8 protein-coding genes are annotated in these 13,596 nt (G+C 64.4%); 5 read left to right on the forward strand and 3 right to left on the reverse strand.

From position 1 onward, the window contains the following. Positions 1 to 17 precede the first annotated feature (17 nt). Positions 18 to 1,292 (reverse strand): glucarate dehydratase family protein, encoded by a 1,275-nt coding sequence (locus AC07R0_RS12025; RefSeq protein ID WP_495096206.1) that lies wholly within the window; start codon positions 1,290 to 1,292, stop codon positions 18 to 20. 125 nt (positions 1,293 to 1,417) lie between these two features. Here AC07R0_RS12025 and AC07R0_RS12030 point away from each other — a divergent pair, with 125 nt between their 5' ends. Next, positions 1,418 to 2,122, forward strand: a complete 705-nt coding sequence (locus AC07R0_RS12030) for a GntR family transcriptional regulator (protein WP_495104987.1) — start codon at positions 1,418 to 1,420, stop codon at positions 2,120 to 2,122. A 92-nt stretch (positions 2,123 to 2,214) separates the two neighbouring features. Here the strand turns inward: AC07R0_RS12030 and AC07R0_RS12035 are convergent, their stop codons facing one another. Then, the gene (locus AC07R0_RS12035) at positions 2,215 to 5,913 is read right to left on the reverse strand and encodes a hybrid sensor histidine kinase/response regulator (protein WP_495104988.1); all 3,699 of its coding nucleotides are present in this window, start codon (positions 5,911 to 5,913) and stop codon (positions 2,215 to 2,217) included. 181 nt (positions 5,914 to 6,094) lie between these two features. On the opposite strand from AC07R0_RS12035, the gene AC07R0_RS12040 reads away from it, so the two are divergent. After that, positions 6,095 to 7,825 (forward strand): methyl-accepting chemotaxis protein, encoded by a 1,731-nt coding sequence (locus AC07R0_RS12040; protein WP_495104989.1) that lies wholly within the window; start codon positions 6,095 to 6,097, stop codon positions 7,823 to 7,825. Here AC07R0_RS12040 and AC07R0_RS12045 read toward each other — a convergent pair. After that, positions 7,822 to 9,057 carry a zinc-binding metallopeptidase family protein gene (locus tag AC07R0_RS12045; RefSeq protein WP_495104990.1) on the reverse strand — a complete coding sequence of 412 codons (1,236 nt, stop codon included), beginning with the start codon at positions 9,055 to 9,057 and terminating at the stop codon, positions 7,822 to 7,824. The two genes, AC07R0_RS12040 and AC07R0_RS12045, sit on opposite strands and share 4 nt — an antisense overlap. A gap of 221 nt (positions 9,058 to 9,278) precedes the next feature. Here AC07R0_RS12045 and AC07R0_RS12050 point away from each other — a divergent pair, with 221 nt between their 5' ends. The 3 genes from AC07R0_RS12050 to hydA all read left to right on the forward strand — a co-directional run bounded on the left by AC07R0_RS12050 (position 9,279) and on the right by hydA (position 13,587). Beyond that, positions 9,279 to 10,634: an NAD(P)-dependent oxidoreductase gene (locus tag AC07R0_RS12050; RefSeq protein WP_495104991.1), complete on the forward strand. Its 1,356-nt coding sequence runs from the start codon at positions 9,279 to 9,281 to the stop codon at positions 10,632 to 10,634. Further along, complete coding sequence (preA, locus tag AC07R0_RS12055) at positions 10,627 to 11,934, forward strand: NAD-dependent dihydropyrimidine dehydrogenase subunit PreA (protein ID WP_495104992.1); 1,308 nt, start codon at positions 10,627 to 10,629, stop codon at positions 11,932 to 11,934. The genes AC07R0_RS12050 and preA overlap by 8 nt, the downstream gene beginning before the upstream one ends. 210 nt (positions 11,935 to 12,144) lie before the next feature. Beyond that, the gene (gene hydA, locus AC07R0_RS12060; protein WP_495104993.1) at positions 12,145 to 13,587 is read left to right on the forward strand and encodes a dihydropyrimidinase; all 1,443 of its coding nucleotides are present in this window, start codon (positions 12,145 to 12,147) and stop codon (positions 13,585 to 13,587) included. Positions 13,588 to 13,596: the final 9 nt, after the last annotated feature.

A 13,596-nucleotide genomic window follows, 5' to 3' on the forward strand; every position in this document is an offset into this window, starting at 1 on the left:
GTGGCCCTTGTCTCTGCTTAAAAACGCGGGTTCTTGCCGGTGAAGCTGGGCTCGTACTTCTGCATCTGCTTCAGGTCGTCGCGGTTGCGTACGCCACAGGACAGGTACTGCGCATGCAACTCGGCCAGGCGCTCGCGGTCCAGTTCCACACCCAGGCCGGGCGTGGTGGGTACGCGTACCGCGCCGTTGTCGAATACCACGCGGCCGCCCTGGATGACCTCTTCCTCCTGCCAGGGGTAGTGGGTATCGCAGGCATAGGTCAGGTTGGGAATACTCGCGGCCACATGGGTCATGGCCATCAGGCTGATGCCCAGGTGCGAGTTGGAATGCATGGACATGCCCAACCCCCACAGCGCACACATGCGGGCCAGGGTCTGCGTCACACGCAGGCCCCCCCAGTAATGGTGGTCAGACAGCAGAACCTTGACCGAACCCATCTCGGCACCACGGCGGAAGTCCTCCATGGTGGTGATCACCATATTCGTGGCCAAGGGCAAACGGGTATGCGTGGCCAGCGTCGCCATGCCGGCCAGACCGGGGCAGGGGTCTTCGTAATACTCCAACAATTCGTCCAGCTCGGGTGCGGCCTGGATGCTGGTTTGCAGCGACCAGTTGGCGTTCGGGTCCAGGCGCAGAGGCAGGCCGGGGAAGGCTTGGTGCAGCGCGCGCATGCAGGCGATCTCGTGCGCCGGTTCAAACACGCCGCCCTTCAGCTTGATGCTTTGAAAGCCATACAGATCGATCATGCGGCGTGCCTGGGCCACGATTTGTTCCGGGCTCAGGCCTTCGCCCCAGGCATCTGGCGCATAGGGCTTGTCCACGTGCTCGGCGTACTTGAAGAAGAGGTAGGCGCTGTAGGGCACGGCATCACGCACTTTGCCACCGAGCAGATCCACGATGGGCGCGCCGACGATCTGGCCCTGCAAATCCAACATGGCGACCTCGAAAGTGCTGATCACCTTGGCTGCGTTCTTCGCGGTGTGCGAGCCCGGGGCCAGTTCAAACTCGATGGCCCCGACGCTGGGCTGGATGGTGGCACGCACCCGCTGCTCCATGGCGTTCAGGTCAAACGGCGACAGCCCCAACACCAGGGATTTGGCCTGCTCCAGCACGCGCAGCATGGGCTCATCGCCATAGGTCTCGGAAATGCCGACCCGCCCATCGCTGGTCTCGCATTCAACGATGGAGCGCAGCGCCCACGGTTCGTGGATGCCGGCGGCATTTAGCAAGGGGCCGTCGCGAAAGGCGATCGGGGTGATGCGGACATGGGTAATGGTGGTTTGGCGTGTCATGGAACGTGGCAGTAGTAGTGGTGGGGCATTTGCGCTAGACCCTCTATTAAAGTACTAATGTATTAGTGCGTCAACAGGGTAAGTACTACCTATAATCCGCCTGGTTATTTCTGTAATAAGTGCTTATGCCAGCCAGCGATTCCCCACTACCGGTCACCCGCCTAGACCGTTCCCGCCACGCGGCGCCGCAAGTTTTCGAGCGTTTGCGCGACATGATCTTGTCTCTGGAACTCGCCCCCGGCACGGTACTGTCCCGTGCCGAGCTAGCCAGCCGCTATGGTCTGAGCCAGACGCCGGTGCGCGATGCGCTCATGAAACTGGGCGAAGAGGGGCTGGTAGACATCTTTCCGCAGCACGCCACCGTGGTCAGCCAGATCAACGTGACCTCGGCACTGCAGGCGCACTTCCTGCGCCGCTCCATCGAGCTGGAAGTGGTGCGCACCCTGTCGGAACGGCGCGACGCCGGCTTGATCACGCAGCTGCGCACAACCATTGTCCGGCAGACCGAGCTGTGCGACCTGAAGAACTACGAGCAATTCGCGCTGTACGACCAGGCTTTTCACCGCCAGATGTATGAAGCCGCCGGCGTGCCCGAGTTGTGGAACCTGGTACGCAGACTGAGCGGCCACATCGACCGGTTGCGCCGCCTGCATCTGCCAGTCGAGGGCAAAACCTTGGCGGTGGTGCGCGACCATACCGAGATCGTAGATGCCATTGAACAAGGCGATGCCACGGCCGCCCAAGCGACGCTGCGCAAGCATTTGTCAGGTACGCTCAACCAGGTGGACCAGATCCGCACCAGCCATCCAGCCTATCTGGCAAACGACTGAGCGGTTGAACGGTTGAACGTTCAAAAATTCACTGCCAAAATGGCCTGCAGCGCAGGTTCTATCTGCGCAAGCAGCTCTTAATTCAATAGCATTCAGGCCTGCGCCTGCTCCAGCTGTTGCAGCGCAGCCCCGAAGTCGTAGCGCGCTATCGCAGCGGCGATGCCGGCATAGGCGTCTTGCAGGCCGTGGCGCAGCAGGCTGGCGTGCTGCTGCAGCAACTCAATGGCTTCGGCATCGTCCTCCCGCAGCAGGCGGGCCAGCTGCGCACGCACGGCTTGGGCCTGCTCCAGATCCACCACCAGCGGCTCCGCTGGCGCGCGCTCTGCCGGCAACAGCGGAGTGATGGCGGCAACCAGGGCGTCCAGCTGTTGGCGGGTGCGGTCGGCCAGGGCCTGCACCGTATCTGCGGGTTGGTGGTGAAGAGCCTGCTCCAGCGCCTCGGCCGCGGCCTGCAGAGCCGTGGCGCCAATATTGCCCGCCGTGCCCTTCAGCGTGTGGGCAGCACGCTCGGCGCTGGCGAGATCACCGGCCCGCAAGCGCTCCAGCACCGCATCCACCGCCCCGCCCTGGCCGGCGGCAAAGCTGCGCAACATGTCGAAGTAGCGCTGCGGCTTGCCCATGGCGCGGCGCAGGCCGGATGCCACATCCAGCCCGGAAATCGCACGCAAGGCGGCCATGTGGGCCTCGTCGGTCGGACTGCCAAAAGTGCCCTCGGTGCGCCGTACCTGGCCCAGGCCACGGTGCGGGCGTATCCAGCGGGCCAGAACGCGCCACAGCTCTTCGGGTTCTACGGGTTTGGCCACAAAGTCGTTCATGCCGGCATCCAGGCAGCGCTGGCGATCGGTGGCCATGGCATTGGCCGTCATGGCAATAACCGGCAGCGCGGTGCTACGGCTATCCTGGCGGATCAGGCGGGTGGCGCTCACACCGTCAAGCTCCGGCATCTGCATGTCCATCAGCACCAGGTCGTAGGTTTGGGTGGCATGCGACTGGGCAATCATGTCCAGCGCCTGCTGGCCGTTGTCGGCCAGGACCACCAGCATGCCGGCCTCGGCCAGCAGCTCGCTGGCGACCTGCTGGTTGAGGTCGTTGTCTTCCACCAGCAAGACCCGGGCACCGGCCAGGGGGGCCAGCGCATCCAGCCCGGCGCGGGCATCGTCCACCACGCGGGCCGACTGCACGCCGCGCCCCATGGCCTGCATCAGGGTGTCGAACAGCAGCGAGGCGTTGACCGGCTTGATCAGCAGATCCTGGATGCCGGCGTCGTGCGCGTTAGGTACCAATTCCTCGCGGCCGTAGGCGGTCACGAGTATGGGCTTGGGCTGTTTGGGTAAGGGCAGTGCAGCGATGGCGCGGGCGGTTTGCAGGCCGTCCATGCCGGGCATCTGCCAGTCCAGCAGAGCGATGTCGAAAGCCTGGGCCCGGGCCGCGGCGTCTCTGACCGCAGCCACCGCCAGCACCCCGGAATGTACGGCCTCCACTTCGAAACCCATGGCCTGCAGCATCTCGGCCAGCACCTGGGCGGCGTGCGCGTTGTCGTCCACCACCAGCACCCGGCGGCCGCGCAGGTCCAGGTCGGCCCGGCGCTGAGACGGGCGTGTGCTATCCAGGCCGACGCGGGCGGTGAACCAGAAGGTCGAACCCTCGCCAAATTCGCTGCTGACCCCCACCGCGCCGCCCATGGCCTCGGCCAGCGCCTTGCTGATGGCCAGGCCCAGGCCGGTACCGCCGTATTTGCGGGTGATGGAGCTATCGGCCTGGCTGAAGCTCTGGAACAGGCGGCCTTGCTGCTCGGCCGTCATGCCAATGCCGGTATCACGCACCTCAAAGCGCAACAGGATGTGCTCGGCCGTGCTGTCCTGCACGCGCACGGTAATGCTGATCTCGCCCTGCTCGGTGAACTTGACGGCGTTGTTGACCAGATTGATCAAAACCTGGCCCAGGCGCAGCACGTCACCGCTCAGACTTTGCGGCACGTCGGAGCGCACATCGCAGACCAGCTCCAGGCCCTTGGCGCTGGCCTTCTCGGCCACCACATTGGCTACGTTGTTCAGCAGGTCGTCCAGCGTGAAGGGCTGGTTTTCCACCGTCAGCTTGCCGGCCTCGACCTTGGAGAAGTCCAGAATGTCGTTAATCACGCCCAACAGGTGCTGGCCGGACTGGTGGATCTTGCCCAGGTAGTCGCGCTGGCGCGGCGACAGGTCGGTCTTCAGGGCCAGGTAGGACATGCCGATGACGGCGTTCATGGGCGTACGGATTTCATGGCTCATATTGGCCAGAAAGTCGCTCTTGAAACGGTTGGTGTCCTCGGCCAGCTCTTTGGCGCGGCGCATCTCGGCTTCGGCGTGTTTGCGCTCGCTGATGTCATCCAGCAGCCAGATTACCGCCTCCACATAGGCCGCCACGGCAACCCGCAAGCCGACCAGACGCCCCTCGAAAGTACTGCCATCGGCCCGGCAGAAGCTGCGCTCCAACTCCACCCGCTCGCCATTGGCCAGCGGCAGCCCCACCTCGGCCTCAAACTCGGCAAAAGCCTGCGGCGTGTCAAACAGCATGGCCAGGCTGCGCTCGCCCAGGTCCACGCCGGGCAGGCCGACGATGCTGGCAAAACCGGCGTTGTACTGGCGAATCAGGCCGTCAGCGGCGAACACTACGCCCGAGGGAATGTTGTCAAAAATGACTTGCTGCTGCTCGGTCACCTCGCGCAGGCGGTTTTCACGCTCCTTGATGGCGTCCACCACCTGCAGATAGCCGGTGAACAGCACCGAGCCATCAGGCAAGGCCCGGGGTACCGAGGCGCAGTGCACCCAGTGCGTGTTGCCATTCGGATGCCAGATGCGCAGGTCCTGCGCGGCGGGCTGCATATGCAGCAGGGCCTCGGCTTCCAGCCGCACCCGATCAGCCCGGTCGGCGGCATGCACCACGCGGTCCAGTTCCGCAGGATCGCGCAACACCGCGTCCACCGAGATACCCAGAATCTCCTGCGCCCGATCGCTCATATAGGTATAGCGGCGGCGGCCGTCGGGAAAGCACTGCAGGCGGTACACCACCAGGGGCAGCGCGGCCGTGATCTCCTGCAGATCGGCCTGGGCAGCGCGTTGCACGGCCTCGGTCTCCAACCGGGCTCCCGCCTCCAGCACTTGCAGGCGCTGCGTCTGCGCCTGTTGACGGGCCGCCTCACGCTGGCGGTACTGAAGATAGAACGCCAGCACCAGGCCAAAGGTCAGCAATGCCTGGAACAGCGTCAACAGCCGGGTGGTGGTGGTCTGGCGATGCACCTCCACCGTACGCCGGTCCACCACCTCGGATGCGGACTGCGCGGCCTCCAGCGACAGATTGCGTATGGGCTCGCGCAACGTGGCCACATGGCTTTGCAATGCCAGCAGCTGCTCCCGGGTTGGAGGCCTGGCCGCCGGGTCCAATACCGCATCGGCCTGCGCGACAAACTGCTGTACCGAAGAGCGCACCTCCTGCATCAGTTTCTGGTTCCTCAGCAAGGCCGCCGACTCGCCGGTATAGAGCGAGGCCACGCGGCTCACAAACAGGTCGTAGCGCAGCTGCAGTTCATCCTGGGCGGCATCCTGGGGACTGAAGATGCGGTGGTCCAGCGCAGCAGAGAAACGGAAATACTCAACCTCCAGCTGCACCACGCTCCACACCACGTCCCGGTCACCGCGCCGGCTGACCTGGCTCAAACCATCCTGCTGCTTCAGCTGGACGACCGCAATAGCCGCGTAAACGGCCAACAGTACGGCGATCAACAGGGCCAGGATTTTGCTGCTACGAGCCATAGAAAGAGATCAAACAGGCCCACGCGGGCGAATCCACACATTGTGGCGTACGGTGCCACCCCATAGCGATTGTCAAATTACTAATGCCTATTTGCAACAATGTGCAAGAGCGCAATCGCGCTTGTAATTCATGCACGGCGCTTGTACAAAGCAACACCTTCTACGCTACAAGGACCCCGCCATGGCAGTCTCCAGTTCCAACCTCTCCATCACCAAGCGCCTGGGTTTGGGATTCGCGTTCATTCTGCTGCTTTCGCTGATCTCCATGCTGGTAGGTATCAGCAAGCTCAACAGCTCGGCGGACTCGACCCAATACATGCTGAACAACCCGATCCAGACAGAGCGCATCATCAGCGACTGGTACCGGGACATCCACACCAGCGTGCGCCGCACCATGGCGATAGCCAAGAGTAGCGATCCCTCCTTGGTAACCTATTTCGCACAAGACATTGCCGAGGCGACTGAACGCTCCAGCAAGGCCCAGAAGGCGGTGGAAGCACTGATGCGCACCGACGAAGAAAAGAAGCTGTTTGCCGCCATTCTCGAGGCACGCAAGACCTATGTCGCGAACCGCGACGCGGTATCCGCGCTGAAGAAAGAAGACAAATCGGACGAAGCCAACCAGTTGCTGGCGCAAAAAGTCACTCCAGCGGGCAAGGCGTATATGGACACGCTGGACGCCCTGATGCAGGCCCAGCGTAAGGAAATCGACCGACACGCTCAAGGCCTAGCCGACAGCAGCACCCAGGGCCGCAACCTGCTGATCGGGCTGGGCCTGTTCGGCGTGGTGTTCGGCGTGGGCTGCGCCTGGTGGCTGTCGCGCTCCATCATCCTCCCACTGGCCCAGGCCAATGGTGCGGCGCGCCAGGTAGCCACCGGCGACCTGACCGGGCATATCGAGAAAAGTGGTAACGACGAAGTCGGCCAGCTGCTGTCCAGCCTGCAGGACATGCAGGCCAACCTGGTCAAGGTGGTGTCCAGCGTACGCCAGGGGGCAGACGGCGTATCCACCGCCAGCGCCGAAATCGCCCAGGGCAATAACGACCTGAGCGCGCGCACCGAGAACCAGGCCAGCGCACTGGAGCAGACCGCCGCGTCCATGGAAGAGTTGAACTCCACCGTCAAGCAAAACGCCGACAACGCGCGCCAGGCCAACCAGTTGGCCATGCAGGCCTCCACCGTGGCCATACAGGGCGGCGAGGTCGTGGGCCAGGTGGTGCAGACCATGAAGGGCATCAACGAAAGCTCGCAGAAGATCGCCGACATCATCAGCGTGATCGACGGCATCGCCTTCCAGACCAACATCCTGGCGCTCAATGCCGCCGTGGAAGCCGCCCGGGCCGGCGAGCAAGGCCGTGGTTTCGCCGTGGTGGCCAGCGAGGTGCGCAGCCTGGCCGGGCGCAGCGCCGAGGCCGCCAAGGAGATCAAACAACTCATCAATGCCAGCGTGGAACGGGTGGCCCAGGGCACGGTACTGGTGGACCAGGCCGGCACCACCATGACCGAGGTGGTCAGCTCCATCCGCCGCGTGACCGACATCGTGGGAGAAATCAGCGCAGCCAGCAGTGAGCAAAGCCAGGGTGTGTCCCAGGTGGGCGAGGCTATCAACCAGATCGACCAGGTCACGCAACAAAACGCCGCCCTGGTGGAACAGATGGCCGCTGCGGCAGGCAGCCTGCAAACCCAGGCCGCCGACTTGGTACAGGTGGTGTCGCTGTTCAAGCTGGAAGACAGCCACAGGGTGTCTGCGCCCTCGCGGCCCGCAGTGGCGGCACCGCACCGCCCGGCCATGCCCAAGCCACCAGCGGCACCCAAGGCATTGGCCAAAAAGCCTGCAGGCCCGCCACTAGCCGCCCCGCGCGCCGCGGCACCGGTGGCCAAGCCCAACGATGACGACTGGGCTGCGTTTTAAGAAGTAGTCTGCTGCGCCTGCGTTTGCGTTTGTGTCTGCATCGGAGCCGGCGCATCCGCCGGCCCTGGCTGGCGCGCCTGCAGCACCACGCAGTGGATGAACTGCAGCTTGGCCACCACGGCCGGCGTTAGCACAAAGGGGTAGAAGTCTGGCTCGCCCATGCTGCGCGACATCTCGTTGAGCACGCCGGTCAACTCCACCCAACCATTGACGATCTGTAGAAAACCCTCGGCATCCGGGTTTTGCGGGCGCCACAGCGCATCGACCGTGAACGGCGCGTAGGGCAGCTCCACATCTTTCGCGTCCAGGCCAAAGCGCATGGCCGTGCCCAGGGTATCCACCATGTGCAGGTAGTGCGCCCAGGTCTCGGCCCAGTCTTCCCAAGGGTGGGTGCTGGCATAGCTGCTGACAAAATGCTGCGCCCAGTCGGGCGGCGGGCCCTGGGTGTAGTTGCGCTGCAGGGCCTCGGCATAGTTGGCCCGCTCGTCGCCAAACAGGCTGCGGTAGTCGTCCAGCCAGGTGCTGTTCAGCACCAGCCGGTCCCAGTAGTAGTGGCCCACCTCGTGCCGAAAATGCCCTAGCAGCGTACGGTAGGACTCGCCCATCTGCGTGCGCACCTGCTCGCGACGGGCGTCGTCGGCCTCGTCCATATTCAGCGTGATCAGGCCGTGGTCGTGGCCGGTCAGCACCGGCTGCTCAGGCGTGGGCCGCAGGAAGTCGAATGCCAGGCCCAAAACCTCCGGCGCTTGCGCGTTGCGTGGCTCCACCGGCAAGCCCATGGCCAACAGCTGCGCCACCAGATGGCGCTTGGCCATCTCCAACGCACGCCAGGCGGCCAGGTTCATGGGGTCCGACGGGTTGGACACTGTGCGGTTCAAGCTGCAGGCCAGGCACACCGTGCCGGGCGCTGCATCGCCCGACACCAACCAGTTGCAGCCCACCATGTCCAGATTGGCACAACGCCGAAAACGCGGCCCGTCAGGGGTACTCCACAGCGTCCATTGGCCCGGCGCATCGGCCACTTGCGCCAATGGCTCCAGGCGCGAGCTTTCAACCACAAAACCCAGCGGCGTGCCGCAGGACAGGCAGGCACTGTTGCGAAAGAAGACCGGCCGCCCGCATTGGCACAGATAGGCACGCGAGGCACGGATGGCGCCGTAGTCCTCCGTGCGCTGGGTCCAGAAGCTGTCATGGGGGGCGAAGGGGCGGAAGACGGTGGTGAAGAAGTCCATGGCCGCAGTCTAGGGGTAATTAGGCGGCAGCTTTGCGTTCTGCGACATAGCCCCAAAGCAGCTCAGTAGATTCCCTATGCGCCTGGCATGGCTTTTGCAATATCGTCGGCACTTCTTGACCATTTGGTCAGGATTTGGACGCCCCCAGCCAATTCCGGGCATGGCGTGCTGCAGATTGGTGCAGTACGCCCCACCTGGGAACCACAGCCACAGGAGTTACCGTGCCAGAACTATCCACACCGGCCGCACCGGACATCCGCGCCGGCCGCCTCAGCGCCGCGCAGTACGCGCAGCACTTTGCCGACGCCACGCCCCCCATGAACGCATCCCAGGCCATGCTCGAATCCGAGCGCTGCCTGTACTGCTTCGACGCGCCCTGCCAAACGGCCTGCCCTACCGACATCGACGTGCCCAGCTTCATCAAAAGCATCTCCGATGGCAACCTGCGCGGCGCGGCGCGCACCATCCTGGAAGCCAACCCGCTGGGCGGCATGTGCGCCCGGGTCTGCCCCACCGAGGTGCTGTGCGAACAATCTTGTGTGCGCAACACCCAAACCGACACGCCCATCCAGATCGGCCGCCTGCAGCGCCACGCCGTCGATGCGCTGATGGCCAGCCCCCAGCCACAGCTGTTTACCCGCGCAGCCCCCACCGGCAAGCGCATCGCCGTGGTCGGCTCCGGCCCGGCCGGTCTGGCCTGCGCACACCGCCTGGCGCGGTTGGGCAACGATGTGGTCATCTTCGACGCCAAGCCCAAGGCCGGAGGCCTGAACGAATACGGCCTGGCCAGCTACAAAACCACCGACGACTTCGCACAGAAGGAAGTGCAGTGGCTGCTGGACATCGGCGGCATCAGCATCCAAAACGACTGGCGCTTTGACGGCGCCGCCTCGCTCGACAAGCTGCAGACCGAATACGACGCCGTGTTTCTGGGCCTGGGCCTGTCCAAGGTGCAAGCCCTGGGCGTGCCCGGTGAGGCGCTGGCGAACGTGCGCAACGCGGTGGACTTTATCGCCGAGCTGCGCCAGATCGAACACGTGAACCAACTGCCCGTGGGCCGCCGCGTAGTGGTGATCGGCGGCGGCATGACCGCTGTGGACGCCGCCGTGCAGGCCAAGCTGCTGGGCGCTGAAGAGGTGCACATGGTCTACCGCCGCGGCGTGGAAACCATGGGTGCGTCGGCGGCCGAGCAAGAGTGGGCGCAAACCAACGGCGTGGTGCTGCACCACTGGCTGGCCCCGGTGGAAGTGCTGGGCAGCAGCCACGCCACCGGCGTGCGCTTTGCCGAGCAAGCCCTGGTGGACGGCAAGCTGCAGGCCACCGGCAAAGAGCTGGTCCTAGGCGCCGACATGGTGTTCAAAGCCATCGGCCAGAAGCTGGACGACAGCCCGCTGCAAGCCACAGGCCTGACCCTGCAAGGCGGCCGCATCGTGACCGCCGAAGACGGCAAGACCAACCTAAATGGCGTATGGGCCGGTGGCGACTGCCGCGCCGGCGGCCGCGACCTGACTGTAGAAGCCGTAGAGCACGGCAAACGCGCCGCTGAAAGCATGCACAAGGAATTGAACCATGGCTGATCTGTCCACCACCTTCGCCGGCGTGAAGACGCCCAACCCCTTCTGGCTGGCCTCCGCGCCGCCCACCGACAAGGCCTACAACGTGAACCGCGCTTTCGAAGCCGGCTGGGGCGGCGTGGTCTGGAAGACGCTGGGCGAAGCCGGCCCGCCGGTGGTCAACGTCAACGGCCCGCGCTACGGCGCGCTGCTGTCGAATGACCGCCGCATGCTGGGCTTCAACAACATCGAGTTGATCACCGACCGCGACCTGGAACTGAACCTGCGCGAGATCACCGAGGTGAAGCGCAACTGGGCCGACCGCGCGATGATCGTCTCGCTGATGGTGCCCTGCGTCGAAGAATCCTGGAAGGCCATCCTGCCGCGCGTCGAAGACACCGGCGCCGACGCCATCGAGCTGAACTTCGGCTGCCCGCACGGCATGAGCGAGCGCGGCATGGGCGCTGCCGTGGGCCAGGTGCCCGAATACATCGAGATGGTCACCGCCTGGTGCAAGCAGTACAGCAAGCTGCCGGTCATCGTGAAGCTCACGCCCAATATCACCGACATCCGCATGCCGGCCCGCGCCGCCAAGCGCGGCGGAGCCGACGCGGTGTCTCTCATCAACACCATCAACTCCATCATCGGCGTGGACCCGGACACGCTGATGATGTCGCCCACCACCGGTGGCCTGGGCTCGCACGGCGGCTACTGCGGCCCGGCAGTAAAACCCATCGCGCTGAACATGGTGGCCGAGATCGGCCGCGACGCCGAAACCCGCGGCCTGCCTATCAGCGGCATCGGCGGCGTGGGCAACTGGCGCGATGCGCTGGACTTCATCGCCCTGGGCGCCGGCACGGTGCAGGTGTGTACCGCGGCCATGGTGTTTGGCTTCAAGATCGTGCAGGAGATGGCATCCGGCCTGTCGGACTACATGGACAGCAAGGGCTTCAAGAGCCTGGACGACTTCCGTGGCGCGGCCCTGCCGACGGTGAAGGAATGGAAGAACCTGAACCTGAACCACGTCAGCAAGGCCGTGATCAACCAGGACTCGTGCATCTCCTGCGGCCGCTGCCACATCGCCTGCGAAGACACCTCGCACCAGGCCATCACCAAGATGAAAGACGGCGTGCGCCACTTCGAGGTGATGGAAGACGAATGCGTGGGCTGCAACCTGTGCGTCACCGTCTGCCCCGTGCCGAACACCATCAGCCTGCGCGATTTGCAGCCCGGCGAAAAAGACTTGCGCACCGGCCTCATCGTGAGCGATAAACATGCGGATTGGACGACGCATAGAAACAATCCGATGCGAGCGTCCATTTAGGACAACTACTCACCAACCAACGACGGACATGACGGTTTTCAATCCGGGAACCCGTGGAACCGGCTTTGCCGGGCCACTGGGTTCGCCCCCTGCAAGGGGGTTGGCGGAAACACGAAGTGTGGAGCCTGGGGGTGAGTCGTTATTCAGGCATTAAATATGCTTGTAGCGCAGACAATAACTGCGCCACCAGCTACTAATTTAGGAGCAACCATGACCAGTGTTTTGATCCGAGGCGGCACGGTAGTTAACGCCGACCGCGCATTCCGCGCCGATGTCTTGTGTATCGACGGCAAGATCGCCGAAGTCGGCGACAACCTGGCAGCACCTGCGGGCGCCCAGGTGGTGGATGCCGGCGGCCAGTATGTGATGCCCGGCGGCATCGACCCGCACACGCATATGCAACTGCCGTTCATGGGCACGGTGACCATGGACGACTTCTACAGCGGCACGGCGGCCGGCCTGGCCGGCGGCACCACCAGCATCATTGACTTCGTGATCCCATCGCCGAAGCAGCCGCTGATGGACGCCTACCGCACCTGGCGCGAATGGGCTGAAAAGTCCGCCGCCGACTACAGCTTCCACGTTGCCGTGACCTGGTGGGACGAAACCGTGCACCGCGACATGGGCACCCTGGTGCAAGACGAAGGCGTGAACAGCTTCAAGCACTTCATGGCCTATAAAAACGCCATCATGTGCGACGACGAAACCCTGGTGAACAGCTTCAAGCGCGCGCTGGAACTGGGCGCCATGCCCACGGTGCACGCCGAGAACGGCGAACTGGTGTATCTGCTGCAAGCCGACATGAAGGCCAAGGGCATCCTCGGCCCCGAAGGCCACCCGCTGTCGCGCCCACCCGCGGTAGAGGCCGAGGCCGCGCAGCGCGCCATCGCCATCGCCAATGTGCTGAACGTGCCGATCTACGTGGTGCATGTGTCGTGTGCCGAATCGGCCGAGGCCATTGCCCGCGCCCGCGCCGCCGGCCAGCGCGTGTACGGCGAGGTGCTGGCCGGGCATTTGACGGTGGACGACAGCGTGTACCGCAACCCCGATTTCGCCTACGCCGCCGGTCACGTGATGAGCCCGCCGTTCCGCAACAAGACCAACCAGGACGCGCTGTGGCACGGCCTGCAGGCCGGCCATCTGCACACCACGGCCACCGACCACTGCACCTTCTGCGCCGCGCAAAAGGCCGCCGGCAAAGACGACTTCAGCAAGATCCCCAACGGCTGCGGTGGCGTGGAAGAACGCCTGGCCGTGATCTGGGACGAAGGTGTGAACAGCGGCCGGCTCACGCCCAGCGAGTTCGTCGCCATTACCTCGGCCAACGCCGCCAAGCTGTTCAACATCTACCCGCGCAAAGGCTGCGTGGTGGCCGGCGCCGATGCCGACCTGGTGGTGTGGGACCCGGCGGGCACCAAGACCTTGTCCGTCAAGACGCAAAAGTCGCTGGGCGACTTCAACATCTTCGAAGGCCGCACCGTCACCGGCGTGCCCAGCCACACACTGAGCCAGGGCAAGGTGGTCTACGCCAACGGCGACCTGCGCGCCGAGCGCGGCGTCGGCAAGTACGTGAAGCGCCCACCATTCGGCCCGCAGTTTGACGCGCTGGCCAAGAAGACCGCACTACATGCGCCCCACCCCGTCGCCCGCTAATCTGGAGTT

This window comes from Rhodoferax sp. GW821-FHT07F03, from assembly GCF_059418745.1.